The sequence below is a fragment of the Nocardiopsis gilva YIM 90087 genome (genome assembly GCF_002263495.1).
Classification (GTDB): Bacteria; Actinomycetota; Actinomycetes; order Streptosporangiales; family Streptosporangiaceae; genus Nocardiopsis_C; species Nocardiopsis_C gilva.
On sequence record NZ_CP022753.1, the window covers coordinates 748,899 to 772,825 of the forward strand.

The following is a 23,927-nucleotide window of genomic DNA, read 5'->3' on the forward strand; positions in this document are numbered from 1 at the left end:
GCACCAGGCGCCAGTAGGATCCACTCTGCCCTGAGGAGGCGCCGCAGCCGATGAGCGAGGCAGCGAGCGGCCGAAGTCGCACTGCGCGAACGATTGGTTTCTGTGTCACTGGTGCTGTCTGCATAGGTCTTACGGCACTCGCCGTCGACCGGATCGACTGGCGAGAGGTCGCGACGGCCATCGTTGGTTCCAACGTCGTCTGGATATTGATCACGATGGGGATCACCGCGGCGTCGGCGACGCTGCGGGCACTCGCGTGGGGTGTGATACTCCGGGCCGCTGCCCCTTTCCCGATACGTCGGCGGGACGTCGTCTCGGCAATGATGATCGGAATACTGATGTCGGCGACATTGCCCGCACGTCTCGGCGAGCTGGGACGGTCGGTGGTCCTCGCCCGCCGTACCGGCCGGATGAGTGAGTCACTTCCGATGATCGCCGGTACATGTATCTCTCAGGCGATACTGAACATCCCCGCTCTGGTCATCCTGGGCGTAGCCACCCTCGTGTCCACGGGTCTGGTTCAGCTGAGCGTGGAGCGGCTGTTCGCGGTGAACCTCCTCCCGCTGATCGCGATATCGGCAATCCTGCTTGCCCTGCTCGCTGTGGTGAAGAGTCACTCCCCACGCCTGGCTCGTTGGCTCGCGGTCGTGCGAGATCAGGTGGTCAGGTTGCGCGAGGGCCTGGCGGTGTTCCGCGCCCCCCGCAGTGGCGTGCTCGCCGCGCTCACCCAACTTTCCTCGTGGGGAGTGCAGGTGCTGGGGTGCTACGCGTTGTTCGCGGCGATGAACCTGGACACGCACGTGGGGATCGGCGGAGCCGCCGCGGTCCTGTTCGCGGTCAATGTATCCGCGGTCATCCCGCTGACACCGTCGAATATCGGCATCTTTCAGCTCGCCGCCGTCAGCGTTCTGACAACGGCCTTCGACATCAGCCCGAGCACTGCTCTGGCCTACGGCGTGGTGCTGCAGGCGCAGGGGCATGTCACGGCTGTGCTCCTGGGCGGGTCCGCGCTCTTCGTTGAGGGCGTGACCTGGTCTGAAGCGCGTACCCTCACCGCAACTGCCGGGCTGGCCGGCCCCGAACGTGGCTGAGGTCGTCGTGGAGGCGGCGCAGCGGAGCGGGCGCCCACCAGTTCCACCTGCCCAGCACCGTCATCGTGGCCGGTACCAGCAGACAGCGGACCAGCGTCGCATCGACCACCACGGCGATCGCGAGCGCAACGCCGAGCTCCTTGGTGATGATCATTTTTCCGGCCGCGAAGCTGAGGAACACGATAGTCATCAGTGTCGCGGCCGCGGTGATGATCCGTCCGGAGCGCTGCAGGCCGACCTCGACCGCCCGGTCGCTCTCCATTCCGGAGTCATACAGCTCCTTGATCCGGGCCAGCAGGAACACCTCATAGTCGGTGCTGAGGCCGAATGAGAACGCGAACACGACAACCGGCAGCCAGATCTCCACCCCTCCAGGTGGGGTGAATCCCAGCAGACCCGCACCATGGCCGTCCTGGAAGACGAATACGAGGGCGCCAAAGGCGACGCCGAGCGACATGGCGTTCATCGCCAACGCTTTCACCGGTAGCAACAGCGATCCGGTCATGAAGAAGAGCAACACCAGCGTTGCCAGCGCTACCACCACGGCGGCCCAAGGACCGTAGGTGACCAGCTCGCGCTTGAGATCCAAAAGTTCGGCCGCACTTCCGGTCACCCAACTCTGCCCCGGAGGTCGGTTCGCGCGCAGCTCCTTCACCACTGCCTCCGCAGCGGACGCCTCGCGCGGGGTCACGTTCACCACCGTAAACTCGCCCATGCTCTCGGTTGCGCCAACCGCAGCCACATCGGGGCGGCCGCGCCATTGACGGGCCCACTGCCGGACCGCGCCGGTGTCTGCCGTGGCCACGACGATGACGGGTTCGCTGCGCAGACTCGGAAAACGCTCGACGGTCACTTCGGCGGCCTGTCGGCTCTCCAGGTTCGGCGGCAACACCGTGAGATGGCTCTTGTAGACGAGCGTCATGTGCAGCAGCGGCAACCCGGCGACGAGCAGCAGGGCGGCAACGCCGACCATGACCAGCACGGCTCGCCGCCGGGCGAAGCGGGCCAGCCGGGCGAAGTGGCCGTCGTCCTGTCCCGGCGCGTCGCCCAGCTGGTGTCGTGCCGGACGGATTCGACGCCGCAGTAGCCCGAGCACGGCTGGAGTCAGCGTCAGCGCGGCGGCAAGTGCGACCATGACGACGCCGACCCCCGCCGCCCCGATCGACACGAGCACCGGGCTGGGAAAGACAAGGAGACCAGCCAACGCAGCGGAGACCACAAGCCCGGAGAACAGGACGGTGCGCCCAGCCGTGGCCCCCGTTCGACGGGCGGCCTCCCGCGGGGTGGCTCCGACGGCACGCTCCTCCCGGAAGCGGCTGACGAACAGCAGCGAATAGTCGATAGCCAGACCAAGGCCGAGCACGGTGGTCACCGACAGCACCGCCGACTCGACATCGATGAAGTAGGTGAAGGCGAACAACGTGGCCAACCCGCCGGCGATCGAACCCAGTGCGGCGAGGACGGGCACCACGGCACCGGCCAGGCCACGGAAGAACACCACCATCACCACGAGGGTGATGGGCAGCGCGATCGCCTCACTGAGCCTGGTGTCCGCCGCGACCTGCTTGCGGGCTTCGTGGTGCGCGAGTACGCCACCGACGAGAACCCGGGAACCGGGGAGATCAGTGGTGATCGCGTGGAGGCGATCCTTCACCGAAGACGCGACGGCCTCGGCGTCGGACTGGGACATGTCCTTCTGCAGACGCACGATCACCGCCACGGCATCGCGGTCAGCGGCCACGAGCCGGTCGTTGGCGTGCCGTGATCCCATCGCCTCTGGCGTTGGGGTGATGACCTGGGCAACGCGGTAGTTGGCGGCCAGGTCGGTGCGGACCCGCTCGAGTGCGCTGAACAGCTGTGGTGAGTCGGCCGGTACGCCGTCCACAACGGCCACGACCTCCGCGCCGTGCGAACGGGCCTCCCTGATCCTGTTCAAGCCCGCGGCCGACTCGTGTGAATCCGCGGCGGGCGCCGGAGCCAACCGGTCGGTGATCTCGTTTGCTGCCACCATGCACACGACGAACAGGACCGCCCAGATGGAAACGACCGCTTGACGATGGTCGAAGCACCACTGACCGGTCCGTGCGAGCACGCTGCACTCCGTTCGTGATCTCCATTGCGTCGGGCGGTGAAATCCGATCGCCTCAGGGGCGTAGTGGTGTCAATGTGGCTGCGGGGTCCAGGCAGGACAAGACTTCTGAGTGGCTCCGCCGATTCCGGACAGGTATTAGTTGCTAATTTCAGTCGGCCAGGCGCAGTCCCTGGTGCGCCGCATACGACTCGGCGGTGTCAATTCGTGGAGGTACTACCCTCAAGGGGTGGGTGTTGCACCGCTGGCATTTCGCCTTCTGTGACCGCAATGCGCCACTGGTGGAGAGGATTGGCCTAAAGCTGGATAGGTGATGGACCGAAAGTCGCGAAAATAGGCGTGAATAGTGTGATCGGTCGATCATTCTATGGATTCCTGCCACAGGTGATCCCCATTATTGCTAAGGTCCCCATTGACAGCGGTCTTGCCAATTGCGAGGGGCGCGGTGCACGATCCCATGACGTCGAATCCCGATCAGTACGCCCCGAGTCGAATCAAGAAGATCATGGCTGACCGGTTGAAGGTCAGCCCGGACTCGCTCGGCGACGACATGTCGCTTGAGGCCCTTGGCCTGAACTCGTTCGCACTCGCCGAGATGCTCTCTGCCGTGGAGCAGGACTACGGCACGCGGCTCGACATCGACTCCCTGGCGGAACGCGTGACCCCGCTGATGTCGTTGCGGGATCTGCTCACGGAGATCTCCTTGACGCTCGCGCACCCCCGCGCGGCCGAATCGGACTGCTGACAGGTGATGAGAGATGGGGCCGACCACAGGTAGCGCCCCGCGGGTGTCGACGGGTAACTCGGCACGGAACCTGCGTGACTTCACCCGGTTGTGGGATGTCATCTACCGCGGCGACCCGCACGCCGTACGGCCGTTCCGCAAGGAGGTCACGGAGGCCCTCGGCGGCTCCGATCCGTTCGTCCGCCGCGGTGACCGGGAGGTCTTCGTCGTCACCGCTGACGACGGCAGCCCACTCGCGCGGGCCGTCGCCTGGTACACCCCGGCCAGCGACCAGCACCGTGGTGCGCCCACCGGCCTCTTCTCCCACTTCGAGAGCGTGAACTCTGACCAGCCCGTGGACCTACTGCTCGACGCCGTACGACGGTGGCTTGCGGATCGAGGTGCGGTGCACATCACCGGGCCGATGTCCCCCAAGAGCTCGGAACCGGTCGGGGTTCTGGTCGACGGCCCGGGCCGCCCGGTGTACGGCATGCCGTACAACCCGCCGTACTATCCCGATCTGCTCGCGGGGGCCGGGCTGACGGCGGCCCAGGACCTGCTGCAGCAGACGGTCCGGCTGTCCGGTGACTATCCGCGCCTGCGATCCGTGGCCGCACTGGCCCGCCGACGATTCCCACAGCTGCGCGTGCGGGGTATCGATCTGGCGAACTTCGAGGCCGACGTGCGGCATCTGGTGACGTTCCACAACTGCACCAACCGTGACACCTGGGGTTTCATGCCCATGGACTTCGACGAGGTCTGGGCGGTAGCGAAGCAGTTCCGGCCGTTCTACCGCCCCGAGTACGGACTGATCGCCGAAGTGGACGGTGAGATCGTCGGCATGGCCATCGCCGTTCCCGACGCCAACCAGGTGCTGCACCGGATGGCTGGGCGGTTGTGGCCGTTCGGCTGGTGGCACCTGCTCACCGGAATGCGCGGCATCCGCGAGCTTCGGGGGCTCTACATCGGGGTGGAGCCTCGGTTCCGGCTGACCGGAATGGACGCGCTCGTAATGTCCGAGTGGCTGGACAGAGCGGTGTCACGCCACGGCATCACCCACGTCCACCTCGGCTGGACTCCCGAGTCGAACACCCGGCTGCACCGCCAGGTCGAACAGGAGGCGGGTCCGGAGAACGTCACCACGAAGCGATTCCGGGTGTACCGCGGCGAGGCAGGGGGAGGCCGGCGATGACCCGCCACCGCACCGTGGTCGACGCGATCCGCCAGCACGCCCTCGACGGTTCACAGAGGACCGTCGGGTCACTGGAACCAGAGCTCATCGACCTGCCCTACCCGGCGTACTGGTCCCGGGTGTCCCGGTGCGCGCAGGAGTTGCGGTCCCGAGGAGTGCGGCCGAACGACCGGGTCGCCGTCTCCATGTCCACCTCCATGGACGTGCTCATCGCTACGGTCGCGGTGTGGGCCGCAGGCGGCGTGCTCGTGCCACTGCCCGGTGCCTCGCGGCTGCGGCCGGGCAGTATCAGCTGCCAGCGGGCAGCCACGGTACTGGCGCTCAGCGGGGCCCGCTGGTGCCTCACTCCGGAGAGCGCCCTGGCCTCCTATTCGGACGTGGTTCGGGAAGCGGATATGCCTGCCGTCGTGCTCCCGTTGCCCGAATTCACCATGGACGGCCCACCCACCTCGTCCGTGCTGGTGGAACCGTCATTGAATGATCCGGCCCTGATCCAGTTCAGCTCCGGCAGTACCGCGCAGCCGCGGGGCATCGTGCTGACCCATCGCAATGTCGTCACGCAGGTGGACGACCTGACCGCTCGGCTGGGGCTCGACGGGCACGCCCGTGGAATGGGCTGGCTGCCGCTGTCTCATGACATGGGTCTGATCGGTTGTTTTCTGAGCTGCCTGTACGGTGGTTCCGCTTGGCGGGCGATGGCGCCACGGTCATTCGTGGTGAATCCGCTGCGCTGGATCGAGGAGTTGTCCGCGTTCGGGGCCACTCATACCGCGGGACCGACGTTCGGGTACGCGTTGGTGACGCGGCTGGCCGAGCAGAACCCGGACCTCCTCGCCTCCTGGGACCTGTCCGTCCTGGAGTCCGCCAGCATCGGGGGCGAGCACATCGCCCCCGAGATCTGCGAGCAATTCGAGCGGGTGTTCGCCCAGCTCGGTCTGCGCAGGCACGTGCTGAATCCGGGATATGGCCTCGCGGAGAACACCCTGGGCGTGGCCGCGAAGGTTCCGCTGACGCCCACCACGGTACGGGCGTTCTCCCGCTCCGCACTTACCGCGGGACGCCTGTCGCCCGTCGGCGACGACACAGCGGAGGACCACCTGGCGCTCGTCGGCCACGGCGCCACGTTTCCCCGAACGACCGTGCGGGTGGTATCCACCGACGGCGCCGTCCTCTCCGAAGGCGAGGTGGGCGAGATCCAGGTCGGTGGACAGTCCGCGACCTCGACGATCATCGACGCCCACCGGGAGCGCCCGGCGCAGCAGGACGGCTTCGTGCCCACCGGGGACCTCGGTTCGCTCCTGGACGGACAGCTGTACGTGGTGGGGCGGCTCAAGGAGATCTTCAAGTTCGGCGGGCAGACCTTCGCCCCCACTGACCTGGAGGCCGCGATACGTGCCGTCGACCCTCCAGGTGTCATGGAAGTGGTCGCAGTGGCCGTCCGGCCTGATGGGGCGGCGACCGAGGAGCCGATCGTCTTCCTGGGTCTATCGACGCCCGAGACGGCCGAGGCCGCGGCCGAGACCGCGCGCCTGGCCCTGCTCCGCGAGTTCCAGATGCCGGTACGCGAAGTGTTCACCGCCGAACCGGGCGCCCTGCCACGCACCACCAGCGGCAAGTATCAGCGCACCCAAATCGCCGCCGCCTACCTCGACGGAACCCTGCGCGAGCTTTACGGGGTGCGGCCGACAGGCCGAGCCGAAGGGCGAGAGGAATCCCAGTGGACTTCGGCGTGATGCTGGAGACCGTGCTGACGACGGTCGAACGGTGGCAGGCGCAGGACGTGTACCCACTTCTTCCGGTACTCAGCACGACCAGTCCCACGCGAGCGCGGCTCGCCGACGGGCGAGAGGTCACCGTCTTCGGTACCTGTGACTACCTTGGCCTCAGCCAGCATCCCGACGTCGTGAACGGTGCGCTGGAAGCGACCCAGCGGTACGGCACCAATACCTACGGCACCCAGATCCACAGCGGACACACCGAAGTCCACCGTGATCTCGAAACATCCCTGGCGGCCTACCTCGACCGGCCCGCCGCGCTGCTCTTTCCCACCGGGCTGACCACCAACATGGGTGTGATCGGCACGCTCATGGGTCCCCGAGACGCGATCTTCACCGACCGCTTCAACCACGGCTCGATCGCCCTGGGGGCACGCCTGTCCGGCGCCCGCGTCGTGACGTTCGCGCATAACGACACCGAGGACCTGGCCACGAAGCTGGCCGCCTGCAGCGATGCGGAGCGGCGGCTGATCGTGGTCGACGGGCTCTTCAGCACGAGCGGGGACTACGCGCCGCTGTGCGAGATCGCCGACCTGGCCGAGCGACACCAGGCCCTGCTGATGGTGGACGAGGCGCACTCGATGGGGACGGTCGGTACCGGTGGCCGCGGTGCCGCCGAGCTGGCCGGTGTCCTGGAGCGGGTCGACATCATCATGTGCACGATGAGTAAGGCCTTCGGCAGCGTCGGCGGCTTCGTCGCCGGAAGTGTGCGTCTCGTCCGGGCGCTACGCCACAGCGCCACGGCCTACCTGCTGTCCTTCGGGGTGCCACCGGGCACGGCGGGAGCCTCGCTCGCCGCGCTCACGATCCTGTCCGGTCGGCAGGGAACCGCTCGACGGGAGCGCCTCGCGCACAACGCCGCCATGCTCCGGGAGGCGCTGTGCGCTGCCGGTGTGGACATCGGCGTCACCACGAGCCACATCGTGCCCGTGATCATCGGGCCTACAGACCGCACCGCGCGGGTGGCGAGCTGGCTCCTGGACCATGGTCTGCTCACCGCGCCCATGCTGCCCCCGGCCGTGCCGTTCGGCTCGGGTCTGCTCCGGCTCGGAGCCACCGCTGAGCACGAGGACAACGACATCGCCACGGCGGCTCGGCTCATACCTGCTGCCCTGCGGGCCGTCCCCGAATGACCGGCGCTGGTTCACGTCGCGGACAGCGGCGCATCGTGCTTCGCCGGAACCAACCGGTCCCACCAGGCGACCAGCGCGTATGCCATCGGAACGGCCGCCCAGCCGGCGAGTATGTCGACGAACCAGTGCTCACCCGTGTACATCAGCGTGAGCGCCATCGACACCGGATACAGCAGGAGGAGCGGCCACCATCGGCGGCGTATCAGGGGGGCGAAGAACACGGCGGCGAGCAGCGCGGCGCCGGCATGCAGGCTCGGCATCGCGCCGATCGGATTGCTGGCCCCCTGGCCGGACGAGATCAGCTCCGCGACGCCCGGCAGGTTCAGGCCCTGCCAGCCATGCGTGGAGATACGCGAGACCGCTGGTATCAGTCCGGCACGTGCGGCCCACCACGGCGGCGCGGCCGGATAGAGCAGGTAAACGGCGACGCCGACCAGTGCCAGCACGAGCCACATCCGCACGTAACCCAAGGCCAGGTCGCGGTCCCATAGGTACAGCCCCAGCGGTACCACCATGACGGCCACGAAGTGCGAGGCGTAGACGAGGCAGGCCAGGACGTCCCACCAGCGCACCACCCCCGGCTCATAGCCGAGCGACTGCAGCCACACGACCGGAGACCGCCCGCCGGACCACCATCCCAGTAGCGCCGCGTCCGCTGTGATCAGCTCGTGGACATGCGGAGGCCGACCGGCGCTGGCCAGCCGACCGGCACTCGCATAGCCCGCGACCACCAACCCCAGCAGCACCGCAGTGCCCGTCCCCGTCCGCCACACGTCGCCGGGTTAGCCTTGCGCCGTCGCCCGCGCGCCGGGCGGGTTGACCTGCTCCATCAGCCTGCGCAGCGGGCGGAGGCCGGCCAGGACCGTGTCGGGGTCAATGCCGAAATCGATGAGACAGGCGATCTCGTTCACCCCCGCCTCGCGGAAAGCGGACACCGTCCCGGTCACCGATTCCGGAGTACCGAACAGCGCCGCCGTGCGGGCGTAGCGGTTTACCGCGAGGGTGAGCATGACGTCCCGCTCGCGTGGGCTCTGCTCGTGAAAGCGCGCCTCCTTCTGTCCCCACAGCCCCACGGAGCTCTCCAAATAGGATCGGAATGGATCTCGGGCCGTTGCCAGCGCGGATGCCTCATCCGCACCGAGGAAGGTGTGCACCATGAGCGTCACGTGGCCGCTGTCGGGGTCGAAACCCGCCGCTTCGCGCGCGGCCCGGTAGCAGGCGACTTTGCGGGCCAGCTCCTCGACCGACTGGAAAAGCAGACCCGTCAGCACGTTGGCGCCGAGTTCTCCGGCTCGGGCGAACATCGCCTCGCCCCCGGTACAGGTGAGCCAGAGCGGGAGTTCGCCCTGCCGGGGCAGCGGAGCCAGGCGGACCTCCGTCTCCTCGCCCGTCCCGTTGCGGTACCGGACGGCTTCGCCGCGCCACAGGCGCCGCAGCACGTCGATCCCGGTCACCGTGACATCGGTCCGCGGGGCGTAGTTGTCGGGTGCCAGCACGAAATCGTTCGGGTTCCACCCGCGTGCGATCGCGAGATCGACCCGGCCGTTGGACAGGTTGTCGACGACCGACCACTCTTCGGCGACACGAACGGGATGGTGCAGGGGCAGGACGACGCTGCCGGCCCGCAATCGAACGCGATGTGTGGCCGTGGCGAGCGCGGCGGCTATGACGGAAGGGTTCGGATAACTGCCACCGAACTCATGGAAATGCCGTTCGGGAATCCAGATTGCCCGCAGGCCCTGCTTGTCGGCAAAGCGCGCGGCCTCGATCAGAAGCTGGTAGCGGTCCGGTCGATACTGCGGTTCTTGACTGGGGAAGAACAGCAGACTGAAGTCCATGCGCATCGACTCGCATTCCGGATTTCGCTGGTGTCAGTAGCCTAGCGATCATGCGCTTCCTGGTCACCGGATCGACCGGATTCATCGGCGGTCATCTGGTGCGTTATCTGGTATCCCGTGATCATTCTGTTACCGCGTTGGTCCGCGACCTGACACGTGCCGGCGACCTGACGTCCTCCCGGGTGAACCTCATCGAAGGTGATCTCGTTCTCGGTGCCGATCTGGCCGACTCGCTCGATCAGGTGGACTGCGTGCTGCATCTGGCAGGGGCTACGATGTCGGGGGCCGAGCAGGGGTACTTCCGCGTCAATGCGACCGGAACCCGGAAGCTGTGCGAGGCACTTGCCCGCGTGCGGCGGCCACCACGGCTGGTCTTCTGTTCGTCACTCGCCGCCGCGGGGCCATCCGTTCCCGGCCGCCCTCGCAAGGAAGACCAACCGGTCGCCCCGGTTTCGGCGTACGGGGAGAGCAAGCTTGCGGCCGAGCACGCGGTACGCGGGTTCGCAGATCGCGTGAGCGCCGTAGCCGTGCGTCCACCCATTGTGTACGGGCCCGGAGACCCTGCGTTCGTGCCGACGCTGCGCACGATGGTGCGGTGCGGCGTGGTACCGAAACGCGGTTTCGGTACGCGCGCCTACTCCGTGATCCACGTCGATGACCTCTGCGCGGCGCTGCTGGCCGCAGCGGAATCCGACGTCCGCCTCCACCCCGAGGACCAGGTCGCCGGCGTGTACACCGTCAGCGACGGATTCGAGTACCGCCTGGAGGACCTTGCCGCGGCGATGGCCGAGGCACTCGGGAGGCGTGCTCCGGCGGTCGTTCCGCTGCCCGGCCCGATGATCGGCCTCGCCGCGCTCGCTGCCGAACTGGCGGGCCGACTGCTGGGCACGGCGCCGACATTCAACCGCGACAAGGCGCGCGAACTGCGATGCCCCGCGTGGACCTGCTCCACCGAGAACGCCGTCCGGGACCTGGGCTTCCACCCGACGATCACACTGCGGACCGGCCTGACCCGCACGCTGGAGTCGTCCTCCTAGGCCCACCTCCGCCGTGCCCCTCCGTTGATCTCGGAGATATTGGGGTCTCACGAGCGATTTTGACCCCAATATCTCCGAGATCAACGGAGGGACTGTGACTTCGGTGGTGAAACGTCAGGAGCGACCCTGGCCTGGCGCGCCGTCCACATCGTGTGGATCTGGGATGTCTCCGCGTGGATATCGAAAGCTAAGCGAATGAAAATCGCGCGAGATTACGCACTCCTCAAGTCTGTCACTTGTCGATGATCGGATGGCCATGATCTGCAGTATGTCGATCTTCCTCATGCCAGTATCGGTGCTGAGCGTGCCGGGCGACGGGGTTGTTCACTTGACGAATAACCAAGCCACACTTATAAGATAGGCTTCGTGCATGACCCAGGAGACACCAGAAGCCGACCTGCCCATCGCCCTCGCCCGGCAGACCCGCGACAGCGTGTCCCGGCTGGCCCGGCGCATGCGGCAGGAGCGCCCAGCCGACACCCTCGGCATGACCAGCGTCTCCATCCTGAGCAGGCTGGAGCGTGGCGGCGGACTCAGCCCGAAGGAGCTGGCCGACCACGAGCGGGTTCAGCCGCAGTCCCTCACCCGCGCCCTCGCCGGTCTGGAGGAGCGCGGTCTCATCACCCGTGAGGCACACCCGCGTGACGGCCGACAGGTGATCATCGAGATCACCGATGAGGGCCGTGCCCTGGTGGAGTCCGACCGGAGGCTGCGGGACGAGTGGCTGGCGACGACCATCGCCGCGCGGCTGACACCGGTCGAGCGGGAGGTCCTCGCCACGGCGAACAGGCTGCTGGACATGCTGTCGCAGACGTAGCCGACCGAGAGGACGCCGTGCCGAGAACAGCCCTCGAATCCGCGCAGGACAGCCCCGGCACGACGCGCATCCCCTTCGTCGTGCTGCTGCCCATCGTGCTCGGCACGCTGCTCAACGCCCTGAACTCCTCGATGATCGCGGTGGCCCTGCTGGACATCCAGCGGGCCTTCGACGCCGGACCCGCCGTCATCTGGCTCGTCTCCGGCCTCTACCTGGCCACCGCCGTGGCGCAGCCCACCATGGGTCGGCTCGCCGATACGCTCGGCGCCCGTCCGGTGTTCTGTGTCGGTTTGGTCCTGGTCCTGGTCGCGGCGGTCGCCGCCCCCTTCGCCCCGGGGCTCGGCTGGCTCATCGCCGCCCGGGTGCTGCTCGGGGTGGGCACCTCCGCCGCCTACCCCGCCGGAATGTCCATGATCCGGGCCTGGTCCGCCGCGCACAGCACCCCTGGGGCCGCCCCGATCGGCGGGCTGGGCGCGATCTCGGCGGCGTCCCAGGTCGCGGTCGCTCTGGGGCCGCCGCTCGGTGGTGTGCTCGTCCAGTTCGCCGACTGGAGCGCCATCTTCTGGATCAACGTCCCGATCACGCTGACCTCGCTCGTCATGGCCCTGATCTGGCTCCCCGCGGACGCGCCGGACCGTCGGCCTGGCGTCGGAAACCTGCTCAGAGAACTCGACCTGCTCGGCATGGCGCTGTTCGTCGGCCAGCTCACCGGCCTGATGGCGTTCCTGCTCTCCCTGTCCGAAGAGCACCCCCGCTGGTGGGCGCTGGCCTGCTTCGCCGTGCTGCTGATCGCCCTGGTGCTGTGGGAGCTGCGCCGCGAACGGCCCTTCTTGGACCTGCGCATGCTCACTGGCAATCTCGGGCTGACCGGCACCTACGTGCGCTGCGCCGCGACGTACGTGGTCTTCTACGCCATCACCTACGCGCTGCCGCAGTGGCTCCAACTGGGCCGGGGGCTCTCGGAGGCCCAGTCCGGGCTGGTCATGCTGCCCGTCGCGGCACTGGGCTTCCTCACCACCGTGTGGGCCACCCGGCTCACTCACCGCAGGGGTCTGCGCACCGTGCTCGTCACCGGCTCCATCGCCCTGTGCGTCGGCAGCGCGGCGCTGATCGTCACGGGAAGCGCCGCACCCCTGTGGGTGATCGTCCTCATCGCCGCCGTTCTCGGACTCCCGACCGGCTTCAACAACCTCGGAAACCAGACCCTGCTCTACCGGACCGCGCCGCAGGACCAGATGGGCATCGCCTCAGGCCTCTTCCGCACGTCGCAGTACATCGGCGCCAACCTCGCCGCCGCCCTCGTCGGCGTGACCCTCGGCGGCTCGGCGGACGATTCCGGCCTCCATCTCCTCGGCGCCGCCATCACGGCAATCAGCCTTGGGCTGCTGGTCAGCTCGGTCCTGTCCCGGCACGCGCGCGACACCGCGTCGGACGGCTGATCCCGATCACGTCCCTGGCGGTCCCCTGCCCCTGGACCGCCACGGGCTTCGGCCCGCTCACCTCGGCGTGCGCCCGCGCGCCCGAGCCCCCTCACCCGGAAAGGAACCCTCCATGCCCGTCACCGACCTCAAAGCCCGCTGCGCGCTCGTCGTCTTGGACGTACAGCAGGGCGTCGTCTCGCTGCCCCTCCAGCCGCACCCCGCCGAGCGGGTCGTCGGCAACAGTGCGCGTCTGGCAACGGCGTTCCGCGCTGCCGGGCTGCCCGTCGTCCTCGTCAACGTCGCCCACGGCCCCGACGGCGGGGCCGCACTGCGGCCCAACGCCGACGTGTCGCCCTACCCGCCCTCCCTGGACCCCGAGTTCGAACGGCTCGCTCCCGAACTCGCGCCGGAGCCTGGCGACCTGCTGATCACCAAGCGGCAGTGGGGCGCCTTCACCGGGACCGAACTCGACTTGCAGATGCGCCGCCGCGGTATCGAAGAGCTCGTCCTCACCGGCGTCGCCACCAACCTGGCGGTTGAGTCCACCGCCAGGTTCGCCTACGAGCTCGGCTTCGACGTCGTCGTCGCCGAGGACGCGACGAGCACGTTCTCGGCCGAGCACCAGGACTTCGCCATCCAGCGAATCCTGCCGATGATCGCTCGCGTCGACACCACCGACGCCGTGCTCAAGGCTCTCCCGGCGGCCCCGGCCAGCAGCTGACGCCGCGCCCACCCCGACCCCCGCAGCCCCCCGCTCCACATCGCAAGCAGTCTGATGAGACAGGAGTTGCGGTTCCCACGAGCGTGAGCACGTCCTGGCAGCGGCCGCGACCGGCGGGCTGGGCGCCTACGCCGTCCAGATCGTCGAACTTCGGGGCCGCCCCCCGGCCACGGACGGTTTCCCCACCCTGTCCGTGGCCGAGGCGTCCGGCGTGTGCGAACCGCGGCTCGACCTGTACTGGGATGGCTCACTCGGCATGAGACCCTGTCCGATCGCGCAACTCGGCCGGTCGAGGGACGGTCAGCAGGGTGAGAGCGGCCGCGATCAGCCATAGGGCGACGGACAGCATGCCGACCAGGTGAAGTCCGGACGTGAAGTCCGCAGGCGCCGACGGATCGTGAACCATGGCGCCGAACACGGCGATTCCCAGGGCGCCTGCGGCCTGGCGAGCGGTGTTGTTCACGCCGGAGGACAGCCCTGGCCGCTCCGGGGGGCCGGCCTGGAGGGCTGCCGCCACGACCGAGGGGGTCAGCAGGCCCATGCCCAGCCCGATGCCCAGCAGTGCGGGGGCGAGCACGAGATAGGAGCTGTCCGGGCCGATCAGCGGCAGGAATGCGGCCCCGACGGCACCGAGGACCAGGCCGCCGAGCATCGGGGGACGGGGGCCGTAACGCGCGGCGAGACGACCGGTCAGTGGGGCGCAGACGGCGAGGGGGAGGAACAGTGGCAGCAGCATGGCTCCGGCGGTCAGGGGGTCGTGGTGCTGGACTCCCTGCAGGTACAGGGTGATCACGAAGACCGCGCCGATGCCGACGAAGTTCATGATGGCGGCGACCACGTTGGCGCCCACGAAGTCGGCCTTGCGCAGCAGGGCCGGGGGAAGCATCGGGTCCGGTGTCCGCCTCTCCCACAGCGCCAGAGCGACAGCGGCGCCGATGGCGACCAGAGCCGACCAGAGCGTGGAGCTGGAGACCCCTGCGTGCCCGGTGGTGATCACGCAGTACACCAGGGCCGTCAGAACGACCGCGGTCCCGATCGCGCCGATCGCGTCCAGCCGGTGCCCTCGGGCCGGTCGGTCCTTGCTCACCAGCTTCTGCGTGAGGTACAGCGCCACCGCGACAACCGGCAGGTTGATCAGGAAGACCGCGCGCCATCCAGCGGCAGTGACGAGGACGCCTCCCAGTAGGGGGCCTGCCGGCAGGGCCAGCGCCGAGACGCCCGCCCAGATGCCCAGGGCACGGGCCTGTTCCGCGCGTTCGGGAAATGTCGTGTTCACTACGGCCAGGGTGCTGGGCAGCAGCAGGGCGGCAGCCAGTCCTTGGAGTGCGCGAGCACCGACCAGTGTGGCGGTTCCCGGGGCGAGGCCACACAGCAACGAGGCAACCCCGAACAACCCCAGGCCCGTGAGGACAACGGTCCTGTGCCCCAGCCGGTCCCCCACCACACCTCCCAGGAGCAGGAAAGCGGCAAGGATCACGGTGTAGGAGTCGACGACCCACTGCATCCCCGCAAGTCCGCTGTGCAATGCCGTACCGATGTGCGGAAGGGCCACATTCACCACGGTCACATCGAGCTGCACCAGGAACATGCCCGTGCACATCACGGCCAAGATCCATCGACGTGCCGCGACCGACGTGGTATCCATGCGGTCAGGGCGGAGCCGGGAAGTCGAAGAAGTCGTCGATGACGTCATGGGCGACATCGTCGCGTGTTAACCGTTCGGTATGAACCGAAATATCCAAGAAATCGGGACTCAGCCATGCCTCCCCTCCGGAATCAGTCGAAGGCCGGACTGAACCTGGCCACAGCCGCAGCGCAGTTTGCGGTGCCCGCCCGTGTGGAGATACTTCTCGCCCTGACCGACGGCGAAAAACGAACAGCGGGTGAGCTGGCGGCGATTGCCGAAATCTCCCCCTCCACCGCCAGTGGTCATCTGTCCGGCCTGCTGGACAGCGGTTTGCTCACGCTCGAACGGCGCGGACAGCGCCGCTTCTACCGACTGGCCGGGCCGCAGGTGAAAACGGCACTCGACTCTCTGCGGTCGCTGGCTGAATTCGGCCGGGTATGAAGAACCGCCGTTCACGCCGGTGCCAGGGCCTGAAGGGTGGAGTCATCGAAGTCGAACACCTCACGCATGCCGTGCAGGCCGACATCGGTCACCACAATGGCACGTTCTTTCTCCCGACGACGCTGGATCCACCCCAGGTCGAACATTCTGGCGGCCAGCTTCGCACCCAGCGCTCCGGCCAGGTGATGTCGGCGCACTGTCCAGTCCACGCAGCCTCGGGCGAGGGGACGTCGTCCTTTCCGCGCGGCGTCACAGGTGACGTCCAGAGGGACGTGGGCATCCCATGCCGCCTGGTCCACCTCCAAGGCTGCGTCCCGTTCGTAGAGCAGGCCCCGCTGCCGTAGGGCATCGGTCACGGCAACGCCCAGGTGGCCTGCCAGATGGTCGTAGCACAGCCGGGCCCGACCCAGCTCCTCGTGCCGCCGCACCGATCGCAAGGAGTTGGGTCTGCGCTGCGGCGCGATCACCGCGAGCGCCTCCAACGCCCGTCCCACCAGGGGATCCGCGACACGGTAGTAGGTGTGTCGGCCACAGCGCTCCGTATCCAGCAGACCGCTGTCGACGAGGCGCGCGAGATGCTCACTGGCCGTGGACTTGCTGACGCCCGCGATTCTGGCGAGTTCGGTGGCGGGCAGGCGGAGGCCGTCCATCAGCGCGGTGACCATGGCTGCCCGGGAGGCGTCACCCAACAGAGCCGCGACAGACGCGATGTCGGAACCGTCGCCCACAGTTCGGTTCATGCCGAACACCGTACTCGCTACCGTGTTTCTACTCGGCTGTCCCCCACTATGGGCCGCCCAAGGGCCATCCTCCGACAGAAAGTAAATAGATATCCAAGCGCTGGTAAGGAGCGGCTGAAGCATGGCCGTGAAGGTTATTCAGTACCGCGGCGACTACGACGAGAAGCTGTACTGGGAGCGCGTCGACCGAAACCTCGGCTGGCTTGGCGACACGGAGCAGGAGCAGAGGGAACGGCAGGAGAAGCTGCGCGAGGCGGTCATCGGGATCGTCGGCACCGGCGGTATCGGCGGCGCGGCGGCCACACGCCTGGTGCGGTTGGGGGTGCGGAACCTGAAACTGGCCGACCCGGATGTCTTCGATATCACCAACATTCAGCGGCAGCTCGGCGCCTCGCTCGACAACGTCGGCCGGAACAAGGCGGAAGTCGTCGCTGAGATGGCGTTCGACCTGGCCCGGGACGTGAACATCGACGTCTATCCCCAGGGGATAACCCCGGAATCCGCCGAGCACTTCATGGACGGCTGTGACTACGTCATGGACCAGATGGAGTTCTATCAGGTCAAGAACCGCTATGCGCTGCACCGGGCATTCCGCGAGAGCGACCGCTGCCGGTTCATGTTCAAGATCCCGACGGTCTCGCACAAGGTGTTCGTGTTCACCTACACGCATGACTCGATGCCCATCGAGGAGGTCTACGACCTTCCCGAGGACGCCCCCGTCGATGACCACGCCACGCGTCGTCTGATGGAGCGGATCATGCCGGAAATCCCGGAGTACCCGGGCGCGGAGATGCTGGACAAATGGTTCGTGCACATGCGGCGAATGCCGATCTTCGGTGCGTGTCCTCCACTGGCCGAAGGGCTCCTCGTGGAGCGTCTCGCTCAGGAGATCATGGATATCCCCGGACGCGCGAAGTTGCCTGTCCAGCCGGGCTACGCCGTGTTCGACTCTCTTACCTGGGAGTCCAAGATCGTCGACCGGGCTTGGTGGGCCAAGTGACGCGTCCCGCCAGAGTCGTCCTCCTCTCGGAGGCGAACTCGAAATTCGGAGCTCCCTTACTGGCGGATCTTCTGGCGCACCCTGACGTGGAAGTGGTCGGACTCCTCACCCGCAGCCCTGGGGTGTTATGCAGCTACTACCTCGACGAGCCAGACCCTGTCGACCTGGCGGAGCAGGGAGCCCGCGCACGGATCCCCGTCCTGCGCCCGAAGAACGTCAACGACCCGGAAGCGATCACGGCTCTCAATGCCCTAGAACCGGACTACCTGCTGATCGCTAATTTCCAGCAGATCCTCCGGGAACCCGTACTCGCCCTACCCCGCCGGGCGGTCATCAACTTCCACCCCAGCCCCCTTCCGCGCTATGCGGGTCTCGCGCCGTTCTTCTGGATGGCGCTGAACGAAGAGAAGGATGCCGGCGTCACCGCGTTGATCACCACGCCGGGGGTAGATGAGGGACCTGTACTCGCCCAGCGTCCCGTTCGGCTCAACGGCACGGAAACCTCGGGGGAGATCCGCGACCGGCTTTTCACGGAATCCCGCAGCCTGCTCCATGATGTGGTCCCCCGGCTGGCAACGGGAGAACTCACGGCGGTTCCCCAGGACACGCGACAGAGAAGCTACTTCTCCAATCCGAGGCCTGAAGACACCGTCATCGACTGGTCCTGGACGGCGGACCGCGTGATGCGCGTGGTGCGGGCATGTGCTCCCCAGCCCGGTGCCCTGATCGCCATGAACGGTGGCGAGATCCGTATCCACGACGCGCGCATACTCTCCGAAGCGAGGGCTCCGGCGCCGGTGGCCGCTCCGGGCACCGTCGGGTCCGACGCTCGGCATGGGTTGGCCATCTCCTGCGCGGACGCGTGGATCGAAGTGGTTTCGCTGAGTTGGCACCCCGAAACGGTGCTGACCGGCCATCACCAAGGGCTGCGCGTCGACCACCATCTCTCCCCAGACCTGGCGGGACTCCTCGCGTCTCGCGGCGAATAGCCCTCGAAAAGGTCGGCCGTGACTGATTCCCGGAGCCGGAAGAATTTGTGAATCGCCACGGTCGGGGGCATCCGGGAATGCTGCGGCTGGAATTTCCGCCCTATATTCATCCCCCTTCTGTTCCTCATTCGCGTAAGACGCCTTTGTGCTTAGGGAGAATTCCCGTGCCTGACCGACAGTCGACCGCTACGCACTGTCCTTACTGCGCACTGCAGTGCGGAACCCACCTGCGTCACTCGGACGGCGTGACGACAGTGCAGCCATCCGACTTCCCGACCAACCAGGGCGGGTTGTGCACGAAGGGATGGACCGCACCGAGTCTCCTGGACACCGCGTCCCGCCTGCGCTCTCCCCTGGTGCGCGGTCCGGACGGGGAGCTGGCGCCGTCCGACTGGGACACCGCACTGGATGTCGTCTCCGACCGCATCGCCCGGATCAGGGACGAGCACGGCCCGGACGCGGTTGGCGTGTTCGGCGGAGGCGGCCTGACCAACGAGAAGGCGTACCTCCTGGGAAAGTTCGCCCGGGTCGCACTGGGAACAAGCCAGATCGACTACAACGGGCGCTTCTGCATGTCCTCGGCCGCCGTTGCCGGCACCGCCGCGTTCGGCGTCGACCGCGGGCTTCCGTTCCCGGTCACCGACCTCGGACAGGCGGAGACGATCCTTCTCGCGGGCGCGAATCCGGCCGAAACGATGCCACCTCTGATGCGGCACCTGTCGCGGGCGAAGCTGATCGTGATCGACCCTCGCCGTACCCGTACGGCCGAGAGCGCCGCGCTCCACCTGCAGCCCGTGCCCGGGACCGATCTCGCCCTGGCGCTGGGGCTGCTGCACCTGACGGTCACCGAAGGCCTGCTCGACAAGGACTACCTGGCCGAGCGCACCACCGGCTTCGAGGACGCCTGGGAGCGGGCGCTGTCCTGGTGGCCGGAGCGGGTCGAGCGGGTCACGGGTGTGCCGGTCGCCGAGCAACGCGAAGCGGTACACATGCTCGGCGCGGCTGAGCGGGCCTATGTTCTGACCGGTCGCGGCGCCGAGCAGCACAGCAAGGGCACCGACACGGTCGCCGCGTTCATCGATCTCGCGCTCGCCTTGGGCCTACCAGGCCGCGAGGGCAGCGGCTATGGCTGCCTCACCGGCCAGAGCAACGGTCAGGGCGGGCGCGAGCTGGGCCAGAAGGCCGACCAGCTCCCCGGCTACCGGTCGATCACCGACCCCGAGGCACGAGCCCGGATCGCCGAGGTGTGGGGCGTAGCCCCCGAGGCCCTCCCCGGTCCGGGCCGCAGCGCCTACGAGCTCTTCGACGCACTGGGTACAGCAGGCGGGCCGCGTGCGCTGCTGGTCTTCGACTCGAACCCGGCCGTCTCGGCCCCGCGCTCCGACCGTGTCACCGAACGGCTCGCCTCCCTGGACCTGCTCGTGGTGGCCGATTTCGTGCCGTCGGAGACCGCGCAACTGGCCGATGTGGTCCTTCCGGTGACCCAGTGGGCAGAGGAAGAGGGCACCATGACCAACCTGGAGGGCCGGGTGCTGCGGCGGCGCCGACTGCTGTCCCCGCCCCCCGAGGTCCGCAGCGACCTGGACATCCTGCACGGCCTCGCGGTGCGCCTCGGCGAGCCCGGACACCGCTTCCCCACCGAACCGCGCGAAGTATTCGCCGAATTGCGCCGCGCCACCATGGGCGGCAAGGCCGACTACTCCGGCATCACCTATGACCGGCTCGACGCCGGTGAGGCCCTGCACTGGCCATGCCCGCTGCTCCCGGAGAGCCGCGCGCCGCACCCCGGCACACCGCGCCTGTTCCTGGACCGCTTCGCGCACCCGGACGGGCGCGCCCGGTTCGCCGCGGTGGACCACCGAGCCCCCGCTGAGACGACCGACGACGCCTACCCCTTGTACGCCACCACCGGGCGAGTCCTGGCCCAGTACCAGACGGGCGCGCAGACCCGCAGGGTTCCCGAGCTCAACGAGGCCGTGCCCGAGCCGTTCGTCGAGATCCACCCCGACACCGCCGAACGAGCCGGGCTGCGCCACGACGATCGGGCCGCGGTCATCTCGGCACGGGGCCGCACGGTGGCTCGCGTCCGGCTGGACGGCAGTCTTCGTACGGACACTGTCTTTCTGCCGTTCCACTTCCCGGGCGACGGCCGGGCCAACCTGATCACCAATACCGTCCTGGACCCGCAGAGCAAGATGCCCGAGTTCAAGGTCTGCGCGGTCCGTATCGAACCGATTTCGGAGCCGGCATGAGCGACATCCTGATCATCGGCGACGGTCCCGCCGCCCACCGTCTCGTGGAGCGACTGCGCCACCACGGCCACCAGGACGCGGTCACCGTCCTTGGCCGGGAACCCGGGCCGACGCACAGCGGCGCGCCGCCGTTACCGTTCTCCGGCCACTCCTCGCCGTACCAGCACGGCTTTCCGGAGGGCACGCGAGTACGGCGCGGTGTCACCGCCACCCGTATCGACCGCGCCCGTCGTCTGGTGCACACCGACGATGGCACGGCGCACGGGTACGACACCCTCGTACTGGCCACTGGCGCGCGTCCCCGCGTCCCGGATATCCCCGGTGTGCTGACGGCCGAAGGTCGGCTCCACGCCTCAGTGTTCACGCCGCGTTCGCTCGCCGCGCGCGAGTGCCGTCCCGCGGGCAGCGTGGCCGTGCTCGGTGCCGGGGCCGGGGGTGTCGAGGCGGCCCTCGCACTGCGCCGGGCGGGCCGCGAGGTCGCCCTGGTCGACGCCGCCTCCCACCCCATGAAGGACCGGCTGGACGACGCCGCGGGACGATTACTCGCCGGGATTCTGCACGACGAGGGTGTGGAGACGCACTTGGGCCACGTGGCGGTGGCGTTCGAGCCGGGCAAGCTGGTCCTGGACGGCGGACGAGTCCTGGCCGCCGACGTCCTGCTGCTGTGCACCGATGCCGCGCCCGAGACCGGCCTTGCCCACGGCGCCGGGTTGTCCGTGGACTGCGGGGTGCTCATCGACGACGAGATGCGTACCGACGACCCCCGTATCCGCGCGATCGGAGGCTGCGCGCGGCACCAGGAGGGCGGGGGTGAGACCGCGTACTCCCTTCCGCAGGCCTGGGACCAGGCCGACACTCTGGCCCTGCTGCTGACCGGCGGCCGTCCGCACTACCGCGTCGCGGCGCCGATCACTCGCTCCCGGACCCCCGGCGTCGACGTCCTCTCCCTCGGCCCGCCGAGCGCGCTGGACCACGCGGCCGAGCTGGTGACGCTCTCCGATCCGAGCCGCCGCCGCTACGCGAAGCTTGCGCTGCACGACCACAAGCTCACCGCCGCGATGGTGATCGGCCTGCCCAAGGCCATCGCGAGCCTCGTCCAGCTCTACGACCGCGGCGTATCCGTGCCGTCCGACCGGCTCGCTCTCCTCCTCGGCACATCCAGTGTCGGTTCCGGCACCGTCGAGCTGCCCGACGACGCGGTGGTCTGCAACTGCAACAACGTCACCAAACGGTCCTTGGCACAGGCGTGGCATCAAGGTGCCCGCGAGGTCGCGGAACTCGCCGAAGCGACGCGTGCGACCACCGGCTGCGGCACCTGCGCGGACGCCGTGCGCCGCATCTGCGGTGTGCTCGAAAAAGCCTCTGGAGAGGGTGATGCCTCATGACGCGCACGCTCGTGGTCGTCGGCCACGGCATGATCGGCCACCACCTCGTCGAGATGCTGCGCGCCCACGACCGGGCCAACACCTGGCGGGTCATCGTCCTGGGCGAGGAACCGCGCCCCGCCTACGACCGGGTCGCGCTCTCCTCGTACCTGGAAGGCAAGAGCTTCGACGACCTCGGTCTGGTCAGCCACGAGTGCCTCGGCGACCCGTGGGTGGAGCTCAGAACCGGCGTCACGGTGACCGGGATCGACCGGCAGGAACAGAAGGTGACCTGCGCCGACGGCACGGAGGTCAGCTACGACGCGCTCGTGCTGGCCACTGGCGCGCGCCCGTTCGTGCCTCCTGTCCCCGGACACGACCTCCCCGGCTGCTTCGTCTACCGCACCCTGGACGACGTCGACGCCATCCGCGCGGCCGCCGTCCCGGGGCGCCCGGGCGTGGTGATCGGCGGCGGTCTGCTCGGCCTGGAAGCGGCGAACGCTCTGCGCTTGCTGGGGATGCGCCCGTACGTCGTCGAGATGGCGCCGCGCCTGATGCCGATGCAGGTCGACGAGGGCGGCGGTCAGATCCTGACCCGGCTCATCGGCGACCTCGGGGTGACCGTGTGCTGCGGAGTGAGTACCGCCTCCATCGACGCGGGCCCGGACGGCCGGGTGCGCGGCATGACCCTGGCCGACGGCACCACCCTGGAGACCGACCTCGTGGTGTTCTCCGCCGGAGTCCGCCCGCGCGACGACCTGGCCGGCCTCATGGGTCTGGACACAGGCGACCGCGGCGGCTTCCTCGTCGACGACGACTGCCGCACGGCTGACCCCCGCATCTGGGCCATCGGCGACTGCGCGGCAGTGCGGGGCCGCTGCTACGGGCTGGTCGGCCCCGGCTACCGAATGGCCGAAGTCGTCGCCGAGCAACTCCTCCAAGCCGATGACGGCCGTGGCGGCCGGACGCGTTTCACCAGTCCCGACACCTCCACCAAGCTCAAGCTGTTCGGTGTCGAAGTCGCGAGCTTCGGCGACGCCCACGCCCGGACCGATGACGCGGTGGAGTTCATCCGCGAGGACACCATGGCAGGCACCTACGCCAAGCTCGTCATCGATTCCAGCGCGACGACCCTGCTGGGAGGTGTCCTCGTCGGTGATGCGCGCGCCTTGCCCGTACTGCGTTCCCTCGTGGGCCATGAGCTCACCGCGTCACCTGATCAGCTGCTCGCGTCCTGACACGGGATCGCGTCGTCGCGCACGAGGCTGGGCTCGGACACATAACGCTTTCGAACCCCATGAGTGGAGCGCACGGAGCTCCACCACCGAAGGGGACGCCACAGTCGTAGCATCGCTTCGGGCCTCTTCCGCACGTCGCAGTAGGTCGGCGTGACCCTCGGCGGCTCGGCGGACGACGCCGGCCTCCATCTCCTGGGCGCCGCTTTCACGGCACTCAGCCTCGGGATGGTGGCGTTGGCCGCCGTGTACGCGCTACGGGGCCGCGCAGCCCGCGTCCGCGCGGCCGCCCTGGCGGTCCCGGCCGCTGGGGCGGTGCTGTGCCTGGCGACCGACAACCACGGGGCCGCCCTCGTGGCGGGCGCTGCGGTGGGGGGTGCTGCTCTTGGTGGTGCCCGGGCAGGTGCGAGCAGGCGCTTGGGCGTCGACGAGGGTCCGCGT

20 protein-coding genes are annotated in these 23,927 nt (G+C 68.4%); 15 read left to right on the forward strand and 5 right to left on the reverse strand.

Translation table 11 applies throughout. From position 1 onward, the window contains the following. Nucleotides 1-50 precede the first annotated feature (50 nt). Nucleotides 51-1,091, forward strand: a complete 1,041-nt coding sequence (locus tag CDO52_RS03730) for a lysylphosphatidylglycerol synthase transmembrane domain-containing protein (protein WP_017620622.1) — start codon at nt 51-53, stop codon at nt 1,089-1,091. Here the strand turns inward: CDO52_RS03730 and CDO52_RS03735 are convergent. Continuing rightward, a complete protein-coding gene (locus tag CDO52_RS03735) occupies nt 1,051-3,183 on the reverse strand; it encodes an MMPL family transporter (protein WP_017620623.1) in 2,133 nt (710 codons plus the stop codon). The two genes, CDO52_RS03730 and CDO52_RS03735, sit on opposite strands and share 41 nt — an antisense overlap. Nucleotides 3,184-3,637: 454 nt before the next feature. Here CDO52_RS03735 and CDO52_RS03740 point away from each other — a divergent pair, with 454 nt between their 5' ends. From CDO52_RS03740 to CDO52_RS03755, 4 genes are read left to right on the forward strand one after another with little or no spacing between them, the layout of a single operon-like run. After that, the gene (locus CDO52_RS03740) at nt 3,638-3,925 is read left to right on the forward strand and encodes an acyl carrier protein (RefSeq protein ID WP_017620624.1); all 288 of its coding nucleotides are present in this window, start codon (nt 3,638-3,640) and stop codon (nt 3,923-3,925) included. Between the two features lie 43 nt (nt 3,926-3,968). Beyond that, a complete protein-coding gene (locus CDO52_RS03745) occupies nt 3,969-5,096 on the forward strand; it encodes a hypothetical protein (RefSeq protein ID WP_017620625.1) in 1,128 nt (375 codons plus the stop codon). Beyond that, nucleotides 5,093-6,829 carry an AMP-binding protein gene (locus CDO52_RS03750; protein ID WP_017620626.1) on the forward strand — a complete coding sequence of 579 codons (1,737 nt, stop codon included), beginning with the start codon at nt 5,093-5,095 and terminating at the stop codon, nt 6,827-6,829. The genes CDO52_RS03745 and CDO52_RS03750 overlap by 4 nt, the downstream gene beginning before the upstream one ends. Next, entirely contained in the window at nt 6,814-8,004 is a 1,191-nt protein-coding gene (locus tag CDO52_RS03755; protein WP_017620627.1) for an aminotransferase class I/II-fold pyridoxal phosphate-dependent enzyme, read from the forward strand. Before CDO52_RS03750 ends, CDO52_RS03755 begins: the two co-directional genes overlap by 16 nt. An 11-nt stretch (nt 8,005-8,015) precedes the next feature. On the opposite strand, the gene CDO52_RS03760 is transcribed toward CDO52_RS03755, so the two are convergent. Together CDO52_RS03760 and CDO52_RS03765 are read right to left on the reverse strand one after the other, a co-directional pair. Then, entirely contained in the window at nt 8,016-8,777 is a 762-nt protein-coding gene (locus CDO52_RS03760; RefSeq protein ID WP_083920040.1) for a phosphatase PAP2 family protein, read from the reverse strand. A 9-nt stretch (nt 8,778-8,786) separates the two neighbouring features. Further along, nucleotides 8,787-9,848 carry a MupA/Atu3671 family FMN-dependent luciferase-like monooxygenase gene (locus CDO52_RS03765; protein WP_017620629.1) on the reverse strand — a complete coding sequence of 354 codons (1,062 nt, stop codon included), beginning with the start codon at nt 9,846-9,848 and terminating at the stop codon, nt 8,787-8,789. 44 nt (nt 9,849-9,892) lie between these two features. On the opposite strand from CDO52_RS03765, the gene CDO52_RS03770 reads away from it, so the two are divergent. From CDO52_RS03770 to CDO52_RS03785, 4 genes are all read left to right on the forward strand, one after another. Then, nucleotides 9,893-10,879: an NAD-dependent epimerase/dehydratase family protein gene (locus CDO52_RS03770; protein ID WP_017620630.1), complete on the forward strand. Its 987-nt coding sequence runs from the start codon at nt 9,893-9,895 to the stop codon at nt 10,877-10,879. A 370-nt stretch (nt 10,880-11,249) separates the two neighbouring features. After that, a complete protein-coding gene (locus CDO52_RS03775; protein WP_017620631.1) occupies nt 11,250-11,696 on the forward strand; it encodes a MarR family winged helix-turn-helix transcriptional regulator in 447 nt (148 codons plus the stop codon). A gap of 17 nt (nt 11,697-11,713) precedes the next feature. Continuing rightward, nucleotides 11,714-13,135 carry an MFS transporter gene (locus CDO52_RS03780; RefSeq protein WP_017620632.1) on the forward strand — a complete coding sequence of 474 codons (1,422 nt, stop codon included), beginning with the start codon at nt 11,714-11,716 and terminating at the stop codon, nt 13,133-13,135. A gap of 112 nt (nt 13,136-13,247) precedes the next feature. After that, complete coding sequence (locus CDO52_RS03785; protein ID WP_017620633.1) at nt 13,248-13,838, forward strand: isochorismatase family protein; 591 nt, start codon at nt 13,248-13,250, stop codon at nt 13,836-13,838. Nucleotides 13,839-14,085: 247 nt separating this feature from the next. On the opposite strand, the gene CDO52_RS03790 is transcribed toward CDO52_RS03785, so the two are convergent. Then, nucleotides 14,086-15,483, reverse strand: a complete 1,398-nt coding sequence (locus CDO52_RS03790; RefSeq protein ID WP_051060880.1) for an MFS transporter — start codon at nt 15,481-15,483, stop codon at nt 14,086-14,088. A gap of 114 nt (nt 15,484-15,597) precedes the next feature. On the opposite strand from CDO52_RS03790, the gene CDO52_RS03795 reads away from it, so the two are divergent. Then, on the forward strand, nt 15,598-15,906 hold the full coding sequence (locus CDO52_RS03795; protein WP_017620636.1) for an ArsR/SmtB family transcription factor: 309 nt from the start codon (nt 15,598-15,600) through the stop codon (nt 15,904-15,906). Nucleotides 15,907-15,917: 11 nt separating this feature from the next. Here the strand turns inward: CDO52_RS03795 and CDO52_RS03800 are convergent, their stop codons facing one another. Beyond that, nucleotides 15,918-16,646 carry an ArsR/SmtB family transcription factor gene (locus tag CDO52_RS03800; protein WP_026126156.1) on the reverse strand — a complete coding sequence of 243 codons (729 nt, stop codon included), beginning with the start codon at nt 16,644-16,646 and terminating at the stop codon, nt 15,918-15,920. A gap of 121 nt (nt 16,647-16,767) precedes the next feature. On the opposite strand from CDO52_RS03800, the gene CDO52_RS03805 reads away from it, so the two are divergent. From CDO52_RS03805 to CDO52_RS03825, 5 genes are all read left to right on the forward strand, one after another. Beyond that, entirely contained in the window at nt 16,768-17,646 is an 879-nt protein-coding gene (locus CDO52_RS03805) for a ThiF family adenylyltransferase (protein WP_017620638.1), read from the forward strand. Then, complete coding sequence (locus CDO52_RS03810; protein ID WP_161627265.1) at nt 17,643-18,635, forward strand: methionyl-tRNA formyltransferase; 993 nt, start codon at nt 17,643-17,645, stop codon at nt 18,633-18,635. The genes CDO52_RS03805 and CDO52_RS03810 overlap by 4 nt, the downstream gene beginning before the upstream one ends. 164 nt (nt 18,636-18,799) lie before the next feature. Then, nucleotides 18,800-20,887 (forward strand): molybdopterin oxidoreductase family protein, encoded by a 2,088-nt coding sequence (locus CDO52_RS03815; RefSeq protein ID WP_026126157.1) that lies wholly within the window; start codon nt 18,800-18,802, stop codon nt 20,885-20,887. Continuing rightward, entirely contained in the window at nt 20,884-22,272 is a 1,389-nt protein-coding gene (locus tag CDO52_RS03820; protein ID WP_094932206.1) for an FAD-dependent oxidoreductase, read from the forward strand. Before CDO52_RS03815 ends, CDO52_RS03820 begins: the two co-directional genes overlap by 4 nt. Continuing rightward, nucleotides 22,269-23,489, forward strand: a complete 1,221-nt coding sequence (locus CDO52_RS03825) for an NAD(P)/FAD-dependent oxidoreductase (RefSeq protein ID WP_017620642.1) — start codon at nt 22,269-22,271, stop codon at nt 23,487-23,489. Before CDO52_RS03820 ends, CDO52_RS03825 begins: the two co-directional genes overlap by 4 nt. Nucleotides 23,490-23,927 lie beyond the last annotated feature (438 nt).